The organism is Mucilaginibacter sp. (assembly GCF_035492695.1).
Classification (GTDB): domain Bacteria; phylum Bacteroidota; class Bacteroidia; order Sphingobacteriales; family Sphingobacteriaceae; genus Mucilaginibacter.
Map to the genome: position 1 here is coordinate 187,555 of NZ_DATJJC010000027.1, position 19,222 is coordinate 206,776.

The window sequence follows — 19,222 nt, forward strand, 5'->3', positions numbered from 1 at the left end:
TGATACTTCTGTAGCACAAACTAAATTATACTGCTGATGTTTACTATTTAAAACCATAGATCATGAGCGCCAAAAGACCGCATTCCCGCTTCGATAACGATGATGATGACAGGGACAAATATTTGAAAGACAGTTTAGGTGAGGAATCCGATACTGAAGATCTTTCCTACAATGCTGACGACGACAGCTTTGAGTACGATGTGGAAAGTGACGACCCGGATTATCAGCACCCAGACCCGTATAACACCTCGGTAAAGAACGGCGCTGATATGGATTCGACCTACGACGAGGCCAATCCCTATGATGCTGTGGACGAATACATTCCAAACGAATCGCTTGAGACCGATGTGGACGATCTTGCTATGCATATTGACAAAGGAAAGATCGTCAGGCTCGACCCTATGGATGAGATCATCTCACGAACGGCCGAAGACAGCCGCACCGACCTGGATGAAGAAGGTTATCCGAAAAACGACAGGCCGAAGCATTAATGACACCCCGTAGAGCCGCAAAATTTTGCATCTCGTGGAAATATTTTCAAAGTAGGAGACGCAAAATCTTGCGTCTCTGCTGTTTTAATAATCCGTTTCCAAATTAAACCGCCTTTTTAATTCGGCAAGCTGTGGGTTTTTGCTTGCCATGTGCTGGAATTTTTCCGTGTTGGTGTAGGGCCTTTTAGCTGCCTTTATTTCGTCGATGCGGGTTTGCACTTCGATATCGAAATTTTTCAGGCTGGTGCGCAGGTAGTTCAGGATATTGTGCTTGTCGTCCCTAAAAAGTATCTCCTGCGATTTATTTCCTACTATCACTTCAAATTTATAAGGCTCCAGCATCACCGGGGCGTTGGAAATAAATACCGTAAACAAACTCATGTTGCCTTCGGCTTTTATTTTCGCGGCGTAATCCATCCAATGCTTCAGGAACTCATCCATTGTAAAACCTTCCCGGTCATCCCCTTTCAGGTATGGATCATCCTCCTCAACAGCTGCGACCGCCTGGCTGGTAAGATCCTTTAACGAGGGTATTTTTACGGAGGTAGACGCTGCGCCCGAATTTGGAATAAATACTTTTGGCTTTTCTGCCGGTGCGGGCTCCGCTACCGGTTTTTGAGGTTCCGTTTTGGGCGCTTCTGTTTTGACATAAACCGTTGGCTGATCGCGCAGCACAGGCACCTCATCCTTTGCGGCATTCTCCGGCTGCGGCTTTAGTCCTGGGGTATCAGGTTTTTTTTTTACCTGCTCCTGTGGGGCAGCCGGTGTGGTTAGCATGTTGAATGCCGAAGGCAGGTGACACATTTTAAGCAGCGCCAGTTCCACCTGCAAACGCTGATTTTTGCTCAGCTTATAACTCAGGTCGCATTGGTTAGCAATGTTCATGGCGGATAGCATGAACGATACGGATGCGGCGTTCGACTGTTGCAGATATTTGGCCTTAATACCCTCGCTCACCTCCAGCAGTTTTACCGTAGCTGCGTCCTTACTCACAAGCAAGTTGCGGAAATGTTCTGATAAACCCGATATAAAATGCGATCCGTCAAAACCTTTTGACAATATCTCGTCAAAAAGCAACAAAGTCCCGGCAGTATCTTCTTTCAGCAAGCTGTCTATGATGTTGAAATAATAATCGTAATCCAGGATGTTAAGGTTGTCAATAACCGTGCGGTAAGTAACTTTCCCATCCGAAAAACTAACGATCTGGTCGAACATCGATAAAGCATCCCTTAAACCGCCGTCAGCCTTTTGTGCAATAATATGCAGGGCATCAGGCTCGTAACTTATATTTTCCTTCGACGCGATAGATGCCAGGTGGCTGGCCATATCCTCTACCCTAATCCTGTTAAAATCAAATATCTGGCAACGCGACAGGATAGTTGGCAGTATCTTATGTTTTTCGGTAGTGGCTAAGATGAAGATAGCATAGTGCGGGGGTTCCTCCAGCGTTTTCAGGAAAGCATTGAAAGCCGCCTGCGACAGCATGTGCACCTCATCGATAATATATATCTTATACCTGCCTGCCTGTGGCGGTATACGCACCTGCTCTATCAGGCTGCGGATGTCATCCACCGAATTATTTGAGGCAGCGTCCAGTTCGTGGATATTAAATGAGTTACCGTTTTGGAACGACACACACGAATGGCACACGCCGCAAGCCTCACCGTTTGGCTGCAGGTTCTCGCAATTGATGGTTTTGGCCAGGATACGTGCACAGGTTGTTTTACCCACGCCACGTGGACCGCAGAATAAAAACGCCTGGGCCAGCTGGTTATTTTTAATAGCGTTTTTTAACGTATTAGTTATATGTTGCTGACCTACAACGGTATCGAACGTTGCAGGGCGGTATTTACGTGCCGAAACTATAAAATTATCCACTGCCGCTAAAGTAGCCAAAATGTGCCTTATGTAAAAGCACCAGTGATAAGAATGTTAGTAAAAATTGACGCGACTATTCGTCGTCCTCTTCCTCGTCGGGCAAGTGATCGTCGTCATCCGGGTCCGGGGCGTCAAAATCCTCCTCTTCTACCTGTACCTCGTGCAGATCATCAAGGTCCTCCATTTCATCGTCAAAATCTTCATCGTCGTCGTCGTCCCAGGTGTCATCTTCCGGGCCCCATGAACTGGTGAATGCCGGGGCATCGTCGTTCAGATATTCGTTTTCAAGGTCAGTAAGCATAATAGAGTAATTTAGTAATAATACGGGTCGACCGGTTTACAAGTTTAAATTTATTAAAAACTTTTTGCAATACGCTACTATACTTTTTTTAAGAATTTTTTGGCAGAACAGTTATGTGCAGGTACAGGCAACGCGCAGGGGGTACCCTAATTCAGTTGGCTGTCGGCAGCGCTCCTTTAAAACCTGATCGTGAGCATAGCCGTTATTTAAATATATAATTCATAGTTCAGGCACTCCCTGGCAACTTTTTTCATAAAAATTCATAAAAATTCACATTTTTCTTCCTACATTTGCAGCCCCGTAATAGCGGGTAAAACATTAAAACAAAGCAAGATAATGCAACAGTACGAAACCGTGATCATTCTTACCCCGTTGCTTTCGGAAGAAACTGCTAAAGAGGCTATTGCCAAATTCAGCAAGATCTTAACCGATGGCGGAGCCGAAATTGTCCAGGAGGATAATTGGGGTTTGAGGAAACTAGCGTACCCGATCCAAAAAAAGACGACAGGGTACTATCACTTAACAGAATACAAGGCTCCGGGTGATTTAATTAACAAATTGGAGGTTGAATTCCGTCGTGACGAGCGCGTTCTGCGTTTCCTCACTATTGCATTGGACAAACACGCCATTGCTTACAACGAGAAAAAACGCAGCGGTGCTTTCAACCAGAAAAAAACCGTTAAAGCAGAGGAGGCAGCAAAATAATGGCAAACGACCAGATCCAATACGTTACCGCTCCCAAAGTGGAGGATAACCGCAAAAAATATTGCCGCTTCAAAAAGAACGGCATCAAGTACATCGATTACAAAGACGAGAAATTTCTTTTAAAGTTCATTAACGACCAGGGTAAAGTATTACCACGCCGTTTAACTGGCACTTCACTGAAATTTCAGCGCAAAGTGGCACAGGCTGTTAAGCGTGCACGCCACATCGGTTTACTTCCTTATGTAACAGATTCGTTAAAATAACCAGGAGGCAAACACAATGGAAGTTATTTTGAAACAAGACGTTAAGAACCTGGGCGAAAAAGACGATATCGTCAATGTAAAACCAGGCTATGGCCGCAACTACCTTATCCCTAAGGGCTTTGCACAACAGGCCACTGAATCTGCCCGCAAAGTTTTGGCTGAAAACCTGAAACAAGCGGCTTTTAAACAAGAAAAAATCCGTAAGGATGCCGACGCTATTGCAACTAAGCTGGAAGGTGTAAAACTGACCATCGGCGCAAAAGCAGGCGAAACCGGTAAAATATTCGGTGCCATCAACACTATTCAGATTGCCGACGCTTTGAAAAAAGAAGGCTTTGAAGTTGACCGCCGCCGCATCACTTTTGACAGCGAACCTAAATTTGTTGGTGAATACACCGCAAACCTTAACCTGCACAAAGAGGTTAAAGTAAAGGTCCCTTTTGAAGTGGTGGCAGAGTAATTTTTGATTTCGAATTTCGGATATTTAATTTCGAAATCTTTGAAAGGTGTTTAGTGAAAGCTGAACACCTTTTTTTGTTGATCTATATGCTGTACAGGCGCAAAATCTTGCGTCTGTACAATTACGTTCACAAATCCGAAATCGAAATTCCCAATTCCGGAATAATTCAGATATTTTCGCTTAATGAAAGTCAAACCCGGCCTGCTGAAGCTCATCCTGAGAATACTCAAACTCACCATCATCCTTTTCTTCGGCATTTCTATTTTCTGGGTTATTCTATACCGTTTTGTAAATCCCCCTGTTACCTGGCTGATGATATCGAGAGGGTTCGAGCGTAAAGCCGACGGCAAGGATTGGAAGATCGACAAAAAATGGATAGATTTTGACAGCATTGCCGACCCCATGAAGCGAGCCGCAGTAGCCGCCGAAGACCAGAAATTCCTGGACCACTTTGGCTTCGACTTTAAAGCTATGGAACGCGCCATCGATAAAAATGCACACAGCCATAAATTGATAGGCGGCAGTACCATATCGCAGCAAACAGCAAAGAATGTTTTCCTGTGGCAGGGGCGGTCTTACATCCGCAAGGGCTTCGAGGCTTATTTTACCCTTTTAATAGAAATATTCTGGAGCAAAAAGCGCATTATGGAAGTGTACCTGAACGAGATTGAAATGGGCGACGGTATTTATGGGGTGGAAGCAGCCTCGCAAGCCTATTTCCATAAATCCGCTGCCGACCTGAATCAGCACGAAGCCGCCGCAATAGCCTCCATCTGGCCCGACCCGCTCAAATGGTCGCCCACACACCCCAGCGGTTATGTGCAGCATAGGCAATATTTGATCAGGAAGAATATGCGGCGATTGGGGCCGCTGGATTTTTAGAGTAGTCGGAAAGTCCGGAAGTCTGCATAAGTCCGAAAGATTGCCTGTTGATTATTACTCTTTATCATTTCTTTCCGGCTTCCGGACTTCTACTGCTGATACTTCCAATTTCTCGATTTCCCCTCGGCTATCCATTCCAGTGCCTGGTCAATCCGTTTTTGGCGGGTGGCTTCCGATTTTGCCTCAGCAAACCATTCCAGGTACTCGCGTTTTTTTGAAGGGCTGAATTTTTCGAAGTTATCCGCAGCGGCAAGGCTGCCGGTAAGCAATTTTGCAAAATCGTCCGGCATGGGCAATTCAGCTTTAGGGGTGGCCTGTTTTTTCTCAGTTTTGATACCCTTCTCGTTAATGGCAATAGCCTGGCGTATAAAATCGATGATAACATCGTCGGGCGGCAAATCGCTTAAACTTACAATTTGCCCGAAACTGCCTGCCGACGACTCTTCCCCATCCACCTTTAAATAGCCTTTGGGGTCGTTAAGCATCTTTTCCTTCCAGAAACCAAAAGCGCAATGACGCTTAAAAGCCGCCATTTGGCAAACCGGGCCCTTATAGTCGAAAAAAGGAAATCCCCATTTTATAATTTCCGTTAATTCGGGCGCGGCCCGATGAACAAGTTCCCTGATATGTATCAGTATTGGCTTTGCAAAATCGGCTGATTTGGCAATGTAGGCATCAACCCGTTCATTGTATTGTCCCATGCCCTAAAGTACAAATTTTTTAGTATTCAATAGTACATGGTCGATGGTCCATAGGTGTGCAACTTCGCCTACGGTCTGTAGACTATCATCTATGAACCTTATTACACCGATTTGCCCAGCAACCCGTCCAAAGCTGGATTATGCCGGGCATGCAAAAATTCAGTAATAGTCATTTCGGCCACTTGATGCTGGTAGAAAGGGTCCTCGGTGATGATCTTTTCGACTTCTTCCTTCGAGCCGGTATTCGCTATCAATATACCGCCGGTGCGCGGCACTTTTCGCCCAGTGACGATGAAAGTGTTATTATCTATATACTTTTGCAGATAGGCTGTGTGACCTTCGATGTGCTTATCCACTTCCTCAAGCGGAGCGGTGTAATGGATATCGATTACAAACATAGTTTCAGTTATTAGTTAACCGGGTATTAGTGATTAGTTGATTTGTCTATGAACTATAAACCATCAACTATGAACTAAGTTTCCAAACAATTGCGGGTGCCAGCTTTCTTTAAAAGGCACTTCCCATTTAGTTTCCAAATCGGCAAGCGTAGGTACCAGGTTATTAAATACGATAGTATCCGATCCTACCCCGCCGGATTTCAACAGTTCCTCAAATTCAAGCCGCGGAGCGGAAAGTACTTTTTCGCCATCGCGGTATGCAAAATTAAACCGGTCGAACAGGTTGATACCAAATTCGCGCTCAATGCCCTTCATAAAATTAACCGACTTATCAATGGAGCATCCGCTTGCCCCGGCCTGGCTTTCATCGACGATGAGGACAAGGAACCGGTTATAACGAACCTCGGCTTTAGCTTTCAATTGATGATTATGGGCGGTCCACTCTGCGGCAAATTTATTTAGCCGGCCGAGTAACCCCGAGGCCTGTTCGTCCGTTAATTCTTTATCGGATTGGTAAACCCAAACCCGGGAGTGTTCAGAAAAATGCATTTACAAAAATACTCAAATTATTAATTTAGGATAGTGATCGTTGTCATGTTTAAATCACTTCTTATACGACCCGCAAAATTCGCGATATTACTCGCGATCATTCCGACTTTTGCCTTCAAGTATCCTCTGCGAGCTAAAATGAACGAACAGGAATGGCTGCAATGGAGCAATAAATGCCTGAATGAGGTTTATGATCCGTCCAGTGAAACCAAATTGAAGAGTTGGGAACTTACCATCTCGCCCGAACATTTCCTGCGCCTTCGAAAAACTTTTCAACATGGCAAACAGGAATATTTTTCGCTGCATTTGCATTTGTTTAATGATCTGGATTACTTCGGCAACATCAGCCACGGCACCCTCGAGCTAAAGGCCGACAAGGACGACATTATCGTGCAAACCTATGACGACCCCAAAGACAATGTCGATTCTATGGCTACAGCATTGGACCTGCCGGTAAAAAATATGGAACCAGAACGGCTGGATAGTTTGCGAAGTGCGTTGCTGTTTTTTAAAACAGGCGAATTATAAAAAAAGCCGTGGACAGTGCTATTTCTTACTAAGGAGCGGGAAGGAGTATCACTACAACCCGTTCACCCTTACGGTTATTTCCGCAATATCCAGCACCTGTATCTCCTGCTCTTTTTCTTTGCCTTTAACGCCATCGCGCAGCATGGTCATGCAGAAAGGACAAGCCGCTGCTACAACGGTCGCCTTGCTTTCCAATACATCTTCCATACGTTCTATGTTGATGTCCTTATTCCCCTTTTCCGGCTCTTTAAACATCTGCGCACCACCGGCACCGCAGCACAGGCCATTGCTTTTGCAGCGTTTCATCTCCACCAGGTCGGCATCTAAAATCTCCAAAGCCTTGCGCGGTGCCTCGTAGACATCATTACCCCTGCCTAAATAACATGGGTCGTGGTACGTTATGCGCCTGCCTTTAAAACTTTCACCACCTTCGGCCTTCAGTTTGCCTTCGTCAATCAATTGCTGTATCAGCTGCGTGTGATGTATCACCTCATAATTGCCGCCCAGGCCGGGATATTCGTTTTTGATGGTATTGAAGCAATGAGGGCAGCCGGTCACTATCTTTTTGATATTATAACCATCTAGCACCTGTATGTTCATCATGGCCTGCATCTGGAACAGGAACTCGTTACCGGCACGTTTGGCCGGGTCGCCGGTGCAACTTTCCTCGGTGCCCAATACCGCGAAGCTGATACCCACATGGTTCAGTATTTTACAGATATCACGTGTAATACGCTGCGCCCGTTCATCGAAACTGCCTGCGCAGCCCACCCAAAACAATATCTCGGGTTCCTTCCCTGCGGCAGCCATTTCGGCCATGGTTGGTATTTGTACTCCACTCATATATGCGTCATTGAATTATTGGGCATTTGTCATTGGGCATTATCAGATGAAAACAATGCCTACTGACCATTGCCTATTGACTATTCTTCCTTCCAGTTAAACCTATCCGCCTGGCTATATTTCCACGGCGCGCCGTTATTCTCTACATTACCAAACATATTGTTCAGGCTCGCCGGGGCCTGCGATTCCTCCATCACAATATACCGCCGCATCTCGTTGATGATCTCCAGCGGGTTAATATTCACCGGGCAAGCATCCACGCAAGCGTTGCAGGTGGTACACGCCCACAGTTCCTCGCGGGTAATGTAATTATCCAGCAGGGTTTTGTCGTCCTTAAAATCTTTCCCATTTTTATCTATCCCCTTCCCTATTTCGGTAATACGGTCGCGGGTATCCATCATGATCTTTCGCGGCGATAATAATTTCCCCGTTTGGTTTGCCGGGCATACCGAGGTACACCGCCCGCACTCGGTGCAGGTATAGGCTTCCATCAGGTTCTTCCAGGTCAGGTCGGTTACATCTTTGGCGCCAAAGCGCGAAACTACAACAGGTTCGGGCACGAAAGAAGGATCCAGCATAGCCTTCACCTCGTTGGTTACCGACGCCATATTAGTAAACTTTCCCTTCGGATTCAGGTTGGAATAATACGTATTCGGGAATGCCAGCAGGATATGGAAATGCTTGGAATAAGGCAGGTAATTCAAAAACGCCAGTATGCCGATGATGTGGAACCACCAGCAGCCGCGTTCTATCATTTCAAGCGCGGTTGCATTATCCGGCAACAGTGGACCTAAAATACCGCTCACCGGGAAACTCCCCGCTTTAATATAATGTCCGTAGTTCAGCAATTGCAATTTGGAATCGGCTGCGTTCATCGTCAAAAAAGCAGTCATCAGCAATATCTCTATAATGAGGATATAATTCGCGTCCGATTTCGGCCACGCGGTCATCTCCACTCCGCTGAAACGTTTCAACTTACCGATGTTCCGGCGGATAAGAAAAGCGACGCAGGCCACAAGCACCAGTAAAGCCAATATCTCAAATCCGCCGATAAGCAGGTTATACAAGCCACCAAGCGGATGCGAAAATATGCGGTGCGACCCAAACACCCCATCTATCAGTATCTCCAGCACCTCGATGTTGATGATCACAAACCCCACGTAAATAAAAAAATGCATCAGTGCAGCGAACGGACGCTTCACCATTTTACTTTGGCCCAGCGCCACCAATGCCATCGTTTTCCATCTTTCGCCTGGGTTGTCCGAACGGTCGGTATCCCTGCCTAACAGGATATTGCGCCGTATTTTCCCCACATTTTTGCTGAAAAGCCAAACAGCCGTAGCCAGTATGATGATGAATATGATTTGCCCGATCATTATGCGTGCATAGTAATTTTTGTCAAAGTTAACCGAATTGTTGTAATGTTGAAATGTTGTAAAGTTGCAAGTTAAATTGCTCTTTTAATCTATTATCCTTTCATTTCAAAAGGCCCTGCCGGCTTTCTGCTTTGGCCTTTCAGCTTTCCGCTCAAAAACCTTTTTTCAAAAAAAGTTTTCATAAACAAAAAATCCGCTTACATTTGCAGCCCCAACGGGACGGTATCATAGCTCAGTTGGTAGAGCAAAGGACTGAAAATCCTTGTGTCGCTGGTTCGATTCCAGCTGATACCACGAAAAAAGCCTCTTAGATGACATCTAAGGGGTTTTTTGTTTGTTGGGGTACAAAAACGGGTACACTTTAAATTACAGCTACCATATTTAAGACATCCATAATTACTTTTCGACCTTTCATAGTAAGCTTATATGCAGAATCGGTTTTATAACATAAAAACGGTTTAATTAATCTCTTCATCCTGAATTCACGGACTAAGCCCAATTCTTTCAAATAATCTATTGCGTGACAGGTAGCCTGCTGACAGTTACTGTATGATTTTGCATACGCGGTCTTAGTCAAGCCGGGTGAAACATAAACATTAAGCAGACACTTAAAAACAAACGTGTTTCTTTGGCCATAACATTGGGGTATATATGGATTTAGTACGGTAGCGCGTATGCCGTTGAGTTTACATGCTGCTATTAGAACACGGTTAATATGTTCGTCATTGATGCAAACAGGGGCAACCACATCATTATACTTCTTCAAATCATTTTCCATAATCAAAGGTAAGCGATAACTCAATCTAAACAGATCATACCCACCCAGTGACTGTAAAAGTACTTTTCATTAATAATACAGCCCCCGGTGCCCACCGTTGTAGTCCCCAAAACAAAGATTTATAATATGTTTTTAAAAATCGAATTTCATCCCACCCCCTATTGAAAAATTTCGAATCCTTTTCATGTACCCGGCCTTGCTAACAGGGGTCATTATCCCGGCTCTGTGAATATGTACACTTTTTTGAGGGGTACGCCCATTGCCCCCCCGGACTATTTCCCCGATAGGTTCGTTGATCGCAATTAATAGGGCATTAACCTCGTCGTATGTGCAGATAAATGTAGGATTATAAATTTCCTATTTATGCCAAGCATTCTTTTCAAACGCCCCCTACCCGGTCACTGTGAGAAAGACTTCAAAAACAAAAACGACCGGGGGGCTTTTGGGGAGTTACCCCAAGCGCATATCGATAAATAGATTAACGATGTGCCTTACTTTTATACACATATTGTAGCTACATTCTAATGCCAGGGGGTTAGCCCCTTTTGCGTATGACTACTAACTCATTAAGTAAAGCAGCCCGTATGGACAAAAACGAATTTAAACTTCTTTTAAGAGTTATCATCAACAATCAAAGGAATATATATAAAGATTTCAGAATGCAAAGCGGATTAAATCGATTTGATGTTGAACTGCTTTTCTTTGCAGATGAGAAGGCCATTTTCAAGTTATATGAAATACAAAAACAGTTTTCATGTATGAATATTCAACAAATACGACGAACAACAAAAAAACTTACTGATTTAAAAGGATTAGAAATATTACATAGGGGAATAAAAAACAAGCCTTCGATTTATTGTATCACGGATAAAGGAAAGGGCTTTATTCAAGTATTCAATCAACTTTGGTTTGATGTATAATTGCATTATGATTAAGGTAACTATATATGCATATATTTGCACTTTTATACAGCTTTAATCAAATCAATGGATAAAGAAAAAACCGCGCTGGTCTATAATAGGTCAATCACCTTGCGCGGATTAGTTTTAGATTCGACCGTTCAAGTTGAACGAAAGATTGATATATTCCTATCTGATTATTTTTGCGATGATAAGCTTAAATGGGCTGAATTAAACGAAATGCTTTGGTTTACTGAAAGGATAACAATCGGTAATAAAAAAGACATTTTCTTCCTTATACTTGACAGGCATTTTAAAGACTACAAATCACGCAATCCAAAGCTTGTTGAAACTCTCGAAAATATAATACCACATCGAAATATTTTTGCTCACCTTGAAATCGATCTATCAGAAGAAACGGTACATAAAACGGGGATTGAAATTTCATTCAAAAAATACAAGGCTGGTAAAATCAATATTCAAAGATATTCTATGGCTGAAATACAAAAACTGTTTGATGACTTTAACTTTGTAAATAATTGTTTGGATGAACTCCTAAAAACCAGCAAAGCCCCCTGAATAATACACCGCGCGCGCAATGTAAAATCGTCATGGGGGGCCGTGCCACTGTCCTTAATTATAGTATAATGAAACTTATCTTAAAACACAAATTCGAACTGGGATTAATTTTACTTTGGTTAATCGTTTATTTGGTTACTCCCAAGTGATATATAGTTACCATGATTAAAGTTCGCCCTTTCAAGTATATTTTTCGCTATTAACAAATTAAAACTCTCAATTTCTTTTATAAACCGTTTTCAAGCTACCCCGATTAAAGGTTATCGAAACCCTTTTGCATTATCCCGCCTACCTGAAAACGTGCATTCTTTTTAGGGGATACCCTACTATTTGCCCAAAGAAACTTGAAGCCAGTATTTAAAAGGGATTAACCTTGGTTTACGTACAGGGAATGCTGAAATGACAAATAACCAAGGGGACAATATTGAAGGTGAGGCAAACTAAACTTTCTCAATTCCTTTAAAATAAATTCAAGCTTCCCGTCTCGTCATTAACAGATCTTTTAATTCCTTCTTGGCTTTGCTCAAAGCGATTCTGCGTTTAATGAATAAGAATATGTCATATATCATCCACAAGGAAATAATTGCAGCCATAATCCAATCCACCATCGCCCAATCTTCACGCGTATACCTTGGTTTTAAAATAGGGTTGAATAAAATCAATATCATTAATGTTCCCCCTATTCCTAATGATCTATCCCCGCTATACCCATAAAGGATATATATTATCAAACCACAACAGGTGCACATTCCTAACCGGAATACTATGTAATACCAATGTGGTATATCATCCTGTGCGGCGACCATTAAACTTGCTACCATGACAAGTTTAATAAAAGTAGGATAAAGAAATTTCATGCATTAAGGTTTACCCGAAATTATGGAAAAACAGGAAAGAAACAATTTATATGATGCGTTTTTAAGAAGAAATAAATCTAATGCCTCATTTAAAATTTAAGCGGCACACATGTAGAAATACAACAAAACCCTGTTTAGATAATATTAGCGTTTTTATTATCTGATTTGCCCTAAACGCGCTTTTTTAAATAGGTTTTCGGAATAATTAAACGTGTTGTGACTATTATTAGCAATAGGATTAACGGTTTGTCGGGATTTTGAGACGGTGATTATCCCTTGTCTCTTTATAAAAATTAAGGCAATTATATATTTTTAGTATCCTAATTTAAAAGTTACTTAAAATCCCATAGCCAATTTTTCTTGCGTCTCGTCTGTTAAACTGATATAATAGGTAGTAACTTCTGTTTCCTGATTTTTCTTAATCCAAAATGAAAAAAGTAGTGTCCCTTTCATATAGTTGATTATTAAATTACCTGTTCGGGTTTCTGTTGAAATAAATACAAACCCATATTTCTTTATGGATGATTTTAAAAACATATAATCACTTTTTGCATTTGTAATCGCACTGGCGTTGTAAAATATATTATTTATACCCTCTTTACTTATACCAACAAAATGAATAGAGTAATGTGAGTTTTTATCAAAATTGTAAGATAAAGCTATATTTTCCTTACCAACTATTGTGTCGATTTTTGAAAAATCAAAGCCCTTATTAGAGAGGTAATCTTCTGTCTGAGCGACATTATGTGTTAACACATATTTCAAATCTTCATAGGTTACTCGTTGCGCAAGACAAATTGTAACGCTGAACATAGACAAAGCAAGCACGAATAATTTTTTCATTGTGTTTTAGGTACTTAATACCCCTCTACTTGCCCAAGTTTATTTAAGCGTGGCTTATCGGGGGGGCAATCATTTATACACTTAGTGATTAATTGCTTTTGAATTGCTTTTTAAAAAATCTGCCAAATCTTTTGTAGGTTGTACGGAAATTAAATTTATCCCACAGAGAGTCATATTCGCCCCAAACGACTCTAATTGAACTTCCCGCAAAAATGAAATGAATATCGTTCAACTTTAGCACACTGGTGTTAACGTCATCTAAAATTTCCTTGTTGCTTTCTATCGCGTCATTTATCCTTTGAAGCAAAATGTTTGCATCATCATACTCAAAATGATAAAAACTATAAAGTCCCAAATTGTAAAGCCCCTTATTCCAAAAAACTAACACCATGCCCTTTTGATTAAGTTTCGGGCAGTTATAGAGGATAGTAGTTAATTCACCACTTTTTGCCGCTGTAACTGCATCAATTTCGAAACCTGTGGTCTCATTCTCTTTCAGCTTTAGTACGTCTCTTGCGATATAAACCTTTGTAAGGTAATCTGAGATGTCTTTGCTAAATGCTTGGGCAAATAATTTAGTATAAGAACCATTTATATCACTTTGGGACACCTGTCCAAAACAGTGAATTGATGAAAAAACCAATGCTAAGGTTAATATCTTTTTCATAATGATTTAGGATTTATTTTATCTTTCTTTTTACGTTTATATTTAGCCGGTAAAGCTTCTTTTCTTGCAATACTATCGATCATTTTTCGCATTGTTATCGAAGATTCCTTTCTAAATCTAACGGAATCGTTATGAGTTGGGATATGATCGAATTTCTTTTCGAAACCATATTTATCCCCAGTTTTCGCGTCAAAATAATCTATTGCTACGGTTACGCTATCTTTCTTTTGAGCCCAGGTTTGACTAATCAAGCCCAATAATACCATAGGAATCAAAATGAAAGTCTTTTTCATAACTGGGAAATTTAAGGGAGCAATGTTTTATTTATAACAATAGCCGCAAGCTTTTCTACCATATTTCTTTATCGCATCGCCAAGAGAAACATACATGATCTTCGCCTTACAGTTTCTAAGGCCTTTACAGTAAGTATTTCTATGGTAAGCATGTGAATACTTGCCCAGGCAGATATAAACGCTGTCGGGTCTTGTTTGCGCGGATACCGACAGGCTACCAGCGGTTAGCAGAAAGAATAGAATCAAGGTTTTCATTAAGGTTTATGTAAGAGTATTGCTGATTGACGAGATATATCATCTTAAAAATTATCTGCGTTCAAATTATTCATTGCATTTTTTAAACTGCCGATTAGACTGGTTGCGGTGAGCCCAATCATCCGATAGTCGTATTCATATCTTTTCAAAGCCTGCTTTTTACTTTCAAGAACCATTTTATGAATTTCACCATGTAAATAATGACTGTACCCGATTGATGCCTCTTCCGTTTGAGACCCGGATTCAAAACCAAAATCATAAATCCTGTATCTGTAACGCCCAGGTTTTATATCGACTGCTATTGTGTAATATATATATTCATCCGAGCGATTCCCGTATCCATTCCGAAGCAAAGAAACGCCCTTACCTATCAATTTCATACTCTGTCGGTCGTTTACCTGTAATACTGATTTAGAATTCTTGAAGGCATTAGCAAACCATGTTTGGGCAAGTGAAAATAATATATCCTTATTAGCAGTATCAGGTGCTGTCACTACTTCCTCGTAATAAATCAAACTATCCTTTAGAGGCAATGCAACGTTTTGGGAAAGACATCGGAACGATAGTGCGAATAATAAGATGATGGGTAAAAAAAATTTCATTGAGATTAGGTTTTTGAAAACTAAGTTACAGAGTTTTTTGAACTAATCGCACTGCGCAAAATCAGGTAATGTCTCAGTTTGAATTTATTTTATAATCCGCATTTCCTCTGTTTTATCTTGCGAGGATTGGACATTGTAAAGTGTATCTAGTTTGAATTTATACTTTTTTAACTTTATACTCCCACCATCTTTGATTCTGAAAATGGCATTCGTTGTATAAAATGTATACTTTCCGCTTTTTATCTCATTCAAATCATCGTTATTATTCGAGGTATAATTAGGATTCCTTTTGTTTTCTTTTTCGGCTAATCGTTCAAAAAATGCATAGTCGAATAGATTTTTTGGCGTGTCGCTTGCTACATTTGAAGCCATTATTCCGCTATCCAATGACGTTATACGCCTGCTTTTTGTCAAGCTATCAATGGAGATTAGTTCTAAATATTCAGGATTGTCCAACTTGCTTTTTATGTATGAGGCTATATTTTTAGAAGCGGCTTCTTTTGGGGTATGGTGGCAAGAAAAAAGAAGCGATAGGGGTATGATAAAAAGTTTTTTCATAACAAAAAAGGCTACCGTTTAAGTAGCCTCAAGTTATAATTAATCCGCAAGTCTCACAATATCTTCAATGCTCATACATCTTTCATCAGCCCGGCTTCCATTGCCGGGGTTACTCTTAGTGTCCTGTGTATTTTAGAGAAGTTATAATAAACGAAGTCCAGGGCAATAGCATAGCAATGGTTTTCCATCTTCTTGCTAAAGGCATTTGTAAGCCTTGTGAACCTACATGTACATACGCATAGTCAGGTTTTGACGCTCAACATAAGAGGTGCTTACATGCTCTGCTTCGGGCTTGCCTAATATCCTCTTCTTTTCAAAGCCTGTGCAATCGCCGGGGCTATATTTGCGTTCTGTTGAATTAGTGCCTTGTGGTTCATCATATAGCTTAATAAGCATAGCATAATCGATCTTAGAACCGAACGCATCAGGCACGGCCACCAAATAAGCCTTGTGACAAAATCAAAAAGAAATATTAGCGATTCACGTAGAAAAATTAGTTCAAATCAATCTACTTATAATTCATTTAATTCTCTATAAACATACTCTTCAACAAGTTTTCAAATCTTTCACGCCCATGTAGCGAAAGAAAATAATATGTTCTTCGGTTTATCTTATGCGAATAAAAGAACCCAGCCTCACAGCATTCTCTAAAATCACTTCTCCAGTTCCAATCCGGGTTGCGCCCCCATTTCTGATTGAAAGCTTGAATATCTGACAAGCGAAAAAGTTCTTTTTGATACGCCAATATCAAAAAAGCCATTTCGTTATTCGTTACGTATCTTTCTTGCCTCAGCTTATGGTAACCCAATATCGAGTTTATAATAACGGGTGACTGTTCTTTCATCGACCATGTTTTTCCCCTGCCCGATTCCATTAGGCGCTTGATCCTTTGCTTACATTTTTCCGCATCTGCTTTTAGCTTTGCGTTTTCCTTAATGACTACGCCAATTTCTTTTGATTTAGACTGTAATTTCTCCCGCCTAATTCTCAACTGGTTTAGCATTGAACGCTGGCTATCAATCTTTCTATTCTTGCGGGTTACCAGTTCTATGAGTTCGTCCCGGCTATAATTATCGTAAGTAATTTTTATTTTCATAGATGCAATAATTTAATTTTTGGCTTATAGAGTTTCATCATTACTTGGTAAGCATTTAAAGTTCAGTTTGAAGTATTCAAATTCATTTCTCAAAATGCCTTCAAATATACTTTTGGCCTGTTCAAAATCCGTCTCCTTTACAATAATCTCATCATGCACGCTCAAAAAAGGTATATTATCGCTTACGAGTTTTGTCCATACTTGCCCCATTATTCTTACCTCTGTATTTTGCAGCAACCATGCTAAATTACTATGCGGTTTTTCTTTATTATGGGGGTTTGCAGGCTCATCCGCTTGCTTATAGTTATTAATCCAATTAATCCATTCAACGCCCCCAAATAACTCTTTTAAAGCATTATTCGGTTTAGAGAATAATATCTCAAAGAATTTCTTTTTCGCTGCGTCTCGGTTGTTTAAACCTGCCTTATTTTGCAGTTCTATATAAATATCTTTGCCCTCATTTATCCATCGGCTGTACTCATTATTTCCAATAGCATTAGTAATAATTTTGCCTAATAATAGCGGTTGCATAGTCGTTACATCAATACTTGTTGTTATTTCATTATCTAACAAAATATTATGGCGGTGTGTCCTATGAAAATTACTAATCGGGGTATGTACCCTGCCGCAAAAATCATCTACTTTAAAAAACAGTTCCGGCTTTGTGTCCCGGTACTTTAGAAACAAATCAAAATAAGGTGTACTTGGCGCATTTGCAAGCAAGGATACTTTTTGAATATCTTTAAGCATTGCTTGTGTAACCCTATCTTTTGGTATCGGGCGTAATAGTAATAAGTTTAAATCATACCCGCCCGGTTTTAATGCTTCATAAAAATATGCTTTCCCCTCCTGGGTTATCTTAATTTCTCCCGCTTCATGCAAATCCTGAAGTTCTTTATTGCGGTTAAATTCGGGGTATGGGAAAAAGCGTTGCCCTATTTCATTTGCAGAAATATGAACTGGCTTCATTTCATTTTCGACACTCCTAAAGCGTAGGCTAAACATCATTTTAGTGCGTACATATTTAAGAAATGTCTTTTGAGCGTTATTCATTGACTTATGCAATTACTAATTTTAAAAATGCTTGCAATTTGCAAACCCTTATATAAGGCTTTGCAAACATGCAAACGTTGCAATATTGATTTGCAAAGTCGTTTGCAAACATGCAAATGCTTGTTTTGTAGTTACTTAGCATTTCTTTAATGAATAATAGACAACTTTGTCCTTAATTTCTTTATTAAGGATACACAGTTCCGCCCCGTTGTTATAAATCTCGGCCTCGTCTTTTATAATTTCTGAAATTCTTTTTTCAATGGTTCTTTGGCCGGCTTTAAAATCTTTACATAATTTATCTAAAAAATCAACCCTTGTCAGAATTGTGCCATCTCCCAAATACATTTCAATAAATCCTATCATATCTTCATTGGAAGCTTTATGCTTGCGACTATTAAAGAGACCTGAAACTTCGCTCTCGTCAGCCAAAATAAGGCCATTATCAGTACTGCTATATTTAACATAAAAAGGTATATGCCGGGCAGTGCTTCGGCATTTCAAATACTTTACCTTAATTAAGTCGGTATCATTGTTGCTACTATCCTTTTCAAATCCAACTTGCATTACTGTGCTGGCCTTATTCATTAATTCCGTCCCAAAATGACCTCGGGCTTTATCACTTTTGGGGTTTTCGTGTATAAGGCATAGAAATACTACATTGTGCTCATTTATGGCCATGTTCATAAGGTCTATAAGTTCCATACTTTTATCAGTTTTATTAAAATCCTCAATACAATCGGTGGAAACATCAAGTACAATGAATAACGGATTATTTGTCTTCTTTTTGATATGTGTTAAATATTCATTTAGAGCCGTAAATCGCTCCTTACGATTAATTTGAAGAAGGGATATGTATTCAAAGTTTGAAGGATGATCCGCTTTGACGTAACCAGCTTTAATTTGAATGGATTGTAAAGCATATGGAAACTGTTCAGATAGATTCCTTTCTGTATCTACATAGACTACGGAATGCAATGCTTCAAAACTTAATCTTTTAAGTCCTAACAGTTCATTTTCACAATTATGGGTCTTTAATAGGGCTGAACAAAAACATTCAGCTAAACGGCTCTTGTGTACCCCGGCCTGGCCTTGAATTACGTTAATCGTATTAGGGAATATTACTGCATTGCCATTTTGCTCCAATATAGGGTCAGAAAACCTTATATCAGTAGCTTTTAGCAGTTTCAATCTCTCTTGCGTTGCAAGTATTAGTTTCAGATTTTCAGACAAACCGGTTTCATCTTTAAAATCGTTGGGGCTTAAACTCATGGTTTTTGCCCCCCTTCGCTTGTTCTTGTGCTGTAAACCAAAGTATAAACGCGATTTGCAATCGGCCGAGATAATCGCTTTTTTAGTTGCGAAGTATA

The 19,222-nt window shown here is 40.5% G+C and carries 25 protein-coding genes, 1 tRNA gene and 1 pseudogene; 9 read left to right on the forward strand and 18 right to left on the reverse strand.

Going from position 1 to position 19,222, the window contains the following annotated elements:
* Nucleotides 1-62 precede the first annotated feature (62 nt).
* The gene (locus VL525_RS17150; RefSeq protein ID WP_325388263.1) at nucleotides 63-491 is read left to right on the forward strand and encodes a hypothetical protein; all 429 of its coding nucleotides are present in this window, start codon (nucleotides 63-65) and stop codon (nucleotides 489-491) included.
* Between the two features lie 84 nt (nucleotides 492-575).
* On the opposite strand, the gene VL525_RS17155 is transcribed toward VL525_RS17150, so the two are convergent.
* Nucleotides 576-2,369, reverse strand: coding sequence for a DNA polymerase III subunit gamma/tau (locus VL525_RS17155; protein WP_325388427.1), 1,794 nt, complete (start codon nucleotides 2,367-2,369; stop codon nucleotides 576-578).
* Nucleotides 2,370-2,442: 73 nt separating this feature from the next.
* Nucleotides 2,443-2,670 carry a hypothetical protein gene (locus VL525_RS17160; RefSeq protein WP_325388264.1) on the reverse strand — a complete coding sequence of 76 codons (228 nt, stop codon included), beginning with the start codon at nucleotides 2,668-2,670 and terminating at the stop codon, nucleotides 2,443-2,445.
* Between the two features lie 336 nt (nucleotides 2,671-3,006).
* On the opposite strand from VL525_RS17160, the gene rpsF reads away from it, so the two are divergent.
* The 4 genes from rpsF to mtgA all read left to right on the forward strand — a co-directional run bounded on the left by rpsF (nucleotide 3,007) and on the right by mtgA (nucleotide 4,980).
* Nucleotides 3,007-3,375 carry a 30S ribosomal protein S6 gene (gene rpsF, locus VL525_RS17165; protein WP_325388265.1) on the forward strand — a complete coding sequence of 123 codons (369 nt, stop codon included), beginning with the start codon at nucleotides 3,007-3,009 and terminating at the stop codon, nucleotides 3,373-3,375.
* Nucleotides 3,375-3,638, forward strand: coding sequence for a 30S ribosomal protein S18 (rpsR, locus tag VL525_RS17170; protein ID WP_147034033.1), 264 nt, complete (start codon nucleotides 3,375-3,377; stop codon nucleotides 3,636-3,638). The genes rpsF and rpsR overlap by 1 nt, the downstream gene beginning before the upstream one ends.
* A 16-nt stretch (nucleotides 3,639-3,654) precedes the next feature.
* Nucleotides 3,655-4,098, forward strand: coding sequence for a 50S ribosomal protein L9 (gene rplI / locus VL525_RS17175; protein WP_325388266.1), 444 nt, complete (start codon nucleotides 3,655-3,657; stop codon nucleotides 4,096-4,098).
* A 183-nt stretch (nucleotides 4,099-4,281) separates the two neighbouring features.
* Complete coding sequence (mtgA, locus tag VL525_RS17180; protein WP_325388267.1) at nucleotides 4,282-4,980, forward strand: monofunctional biosynthetic peptidoglycan transglycosylase; 699 nt, start codon at nucleotides 4,282-4,284, stop codon at nucleotides 4,978-4,980.
* Between the two features lie 89 nt (nucleotides 4,981-5,069).
* Here mtgA and VL525_RS17185 read toward each other — a convergent pair whose 3' ends face one another.
* From VL525_RS17185 to VL525_RS17195, 3 genes are all read right to left on the reverse strand, one after another.
* Nucleotides 5,070-5,681 (reverse strand): YdeI/OmpD-associated family protein, encoded by a 612-nt coding sequence (locus VL525_RS17185; protein ID WP_325388268.1) that lies wholly within the window; start codon nucleotides 5,679-5,681, stop codon nucleotides 5,070-5,072.
* Nucleotides 5,682-5,782: 101 nt separating this feature from the next.
* Complete coding sequence (locus VL525_RS17190; RefSeq protein ID WP_325388269.1) at nucleotides 5,783-6,079, reverse strand: YciI family protein; 297 nt, start codon at nucleotides 6,077-6,079, stop codon at nucleotides 5,783-5,785.
* 63 nt (nucleotides 6,080-6,142) lie between these two features.
* Nucleotides 6,143-6,628 carry an ABC transporter ATPase gene (locus VL525_RS17195; protein ID WP_325388270.1) on the reverse strand — a complete coding sequence of 162 codons (486 nt, stop codon included), beginning with the start codon at nucleotides 6,626-6,628 and terminating at the stop codon, nucleotides 6,143-6,145.
* Between the two features lie 138 nt (nucleotides 6,629-6,766).
* Between VL525_RS17195 and VL525_RS17200 the strand changes: the two genes are divergently transcribed.
* Nucleotides 6,767-7,156 (forward strand): hypothetical protein, encoded by a 390-nt coding sequence (locus VL525_RS17200; RefSeq protein WP_325388271.1) that lies wholly within the window; start codon nucleotides 6,767-6,769, stop codon nucleotides 7,154-7,156.
* Between the two features lie 51 nt (nucleotides 7,157-7,207).
* On the opposite strand, the gene VL525_RS17205 is transcribed toward VL525_RS17200, so the two are convergent.
* Together VL525_RS17205 and VL525_RS17210 are read right to left on the reverse strand one after the other, a co-directional pair.
* Complete coding sequence (locus VL525_RS17205; protein ID WP_325388272.1) at nucleotides 7,208-7,999, reverse strand: (Fe-S)-binding protein; 792 nt, start codon at nucleotides 7,997-7,999, stop codon at nucleotides 7,208-7,210.
* An 80-nt stretch (nucleotides 8,000-8,079) separates the two neighbouring features.
* Entirely contained in the window at nucleotides 8,080-9,375 is a 1,296-nt protein-coding gene (locus VL525_RS17210) for a (Fe-S)-binding protein (RefSeq protein ID WP_325388273.1), read from the reverse strand.
* A 221-nt stretch (nucleotides 9,376-9,596) separates the two neighbouring features.
* Here VL525_RS17210 and VL525_RS17215 point away from each other — a divergent pair.
* The 3 genes from VL525_RS17215 (at nucleotide 9,597) to VL525_RS17225 (ending at nucleotide 11,631) form a co-directional block, all read left to right on the forward strand.
* Nucleotides 9,597-9,669, forward strand: a tRNA-Phe gene (locus VL525_RS17215).
* Between the two features lie 1,068 nt (nucleotides 9,670-10,737).
* The gene (locus VL525_RS17220) at nucleotides 10,738-11,073 is read left to right on the forward strand and encodes a hypothetical protein (protein ID WP_325388274.1); all 336 of its coding nucleotides are present in this window, start codon (nucleotides 10,738-10,740) and stop codon (nucleotides 11,071-11,073) included.
* Nucleotides 11,074-11,139: 66 nt separating this feature from the next.
* Nucleotides 11,140-11,631, forward strand: coding sequence for a hypothetical protein (locus VL525_RS17225; RefSeq protein ID WP_325388275.1), 492 nt, complete (start codon nucleotides 11,140-11,142; stop codon nucleotides 11,629-11,631).
* A 470-nt stretch (nucleotides 11,632-12,101) separates the two neighbouring features.
* On the opposite strand, the gene VL525_RS17230 is transcribed toward VL525_RS17225, so the two are convergent.
* The 11 genes and pseudogenes from VL525_RS17230 to VL525_RS17280 all read right to left on the reverse strand — a co-directional run bounded on the left by VL525_RS17230 (nucleotide 12,102) and on the right by VL525_RS17280 (nucleotide 19,124).
* Entirely contained in the window at nucleotides 12,102-12,488 is a 387-nt protein-coding gene (locus VL525_RS17230) for a DUF6804 family protein (protein WP_325388276.1), read from the reverse strand.
* A 336-nt stretch (nucleotides 12,489-12,824) separates the two neighbouring features.
* Nucleotides 12,825-13,331: a hypothetical protein gene (locus tag VL525_RS17235; protein ID WP_325388277.1), complete on the reverse strand. Its 507-nt coding sequence runs from the start codon at nucleotides 13,329-13,331 to the stop codon at nucleotides 12,825-12,827.
* An 88-nt stretch (nucleotides 13,332-13,419) separates the two neighbouring features.
* The gene (locus VL525_RS17240) at nucleotides 13,420-13,998 is read right to left on the reverse strand and encodes a hypothetical protein (protein ID WP_325388278.1); all 579 of its coding nucleotides are present in this window, start codon (nucleotides 13,996-13,998) and stop codon (nucleotides 13,420-13,422) included.
* A complete protein-coding gene (locus VL525_RS17245; RefSeq protein WP_325388279.1) occupies nucleotides 13,995-14,291 on the reverse strand; it encodes a hypothetical protein in 297 nt (98 codons plus the stop codon). The genes VL525_RS17240 and VL525_RS17245 overlap by 4 nt, the downstream gene beginning before the upstream one ends.
* 27 nt (nucleotides 14,292-14,318) lie before the next feature.
* Nucleotides 14,319-14,546: a hypothetical protein gene (locus VL525_RS17250; protein ID WP_325388280.1), complete on the reverse strand. Its 228-nt coding sequence runs from the start codon at nucleotides 14,544-14,546 to the stop codon at nucleotides 14,319-14,321.
* 44 nt (nucleotides 14,547-14,590) lie between these two features.
* Nucleotides 14,591-15,148 (reverse strand): DUF4468 domain-containing protein, encoded by a 558-nt coding sequence (locus VL525_RS17255; RefSeq protein WP_325388281.1) that lies wholly within the window; start codon nucleotides 15,146-15,148, stop codon nucleotides 14,591-14,593.
* An 84-nt stretch (nucleotides 15,149-15,232) separates the two neighbouring features.
* Complete coding sequence (locus VL525_RS17260) at nucleotides 15,233-15,706, reverse strand: hypothetical protein (RefSeq protein WP_325388282.1); 474 nt, start codon at nucleotides 15,704-15,706, stop codon at nucleotides 15,233-15,235.
* A gap of 39 nt (nucleotides 15,707-15,745) precedes the next feature.
* Nucleotides 15,746-16,159: pseudogene (locus VL525_RS22845) on the reverse strand (IS1 family transposase); the annotation flags it as partial.
* 70 nt (nucleotides 16,160-16,229) lie between these two features.
* Complete coding sequence (locus VL525_RS17270; RefSeq protein ID WP_325388283.1) at nucleotides 16,230-16,802, reverse strand: hypothetical protein; 573 nt, start codon at nucleotides 16,800-16,802, stop codon at nucleotides 16,230-16,232.
* A gap of 24 nt (nucleotides 16,803-16,826) precedes the next feature.
* Nucleotides 16,827-17,855 (reverse strand): hypothetical protein, encoded by a 1,029-nt coding sequence (locus VL525_RS17275; protein WP_325388284.1) that lies wholly within the window; start codon nucleotides 17,853-17,855, stop codon nucleotides 16,827-16,829.
* A gap of 135 nt (nucleotides 17,856-17,990) precedes the next feature.
* Nucleotides 17,991-19,124 (reverse strand): hypothetical protein, encoded by a 1,134-nt coding sequence (locus VL525_RS17280; RefSeq protein WP_325388285.1) that lies wholly within the window; start codon nucleotides 19,122-19,124, stop codon nucleotides 17,991-17,993.
* Between the last annotated feature and the right edge of the window lie 98 nt (nucleotides 19,125-19,222).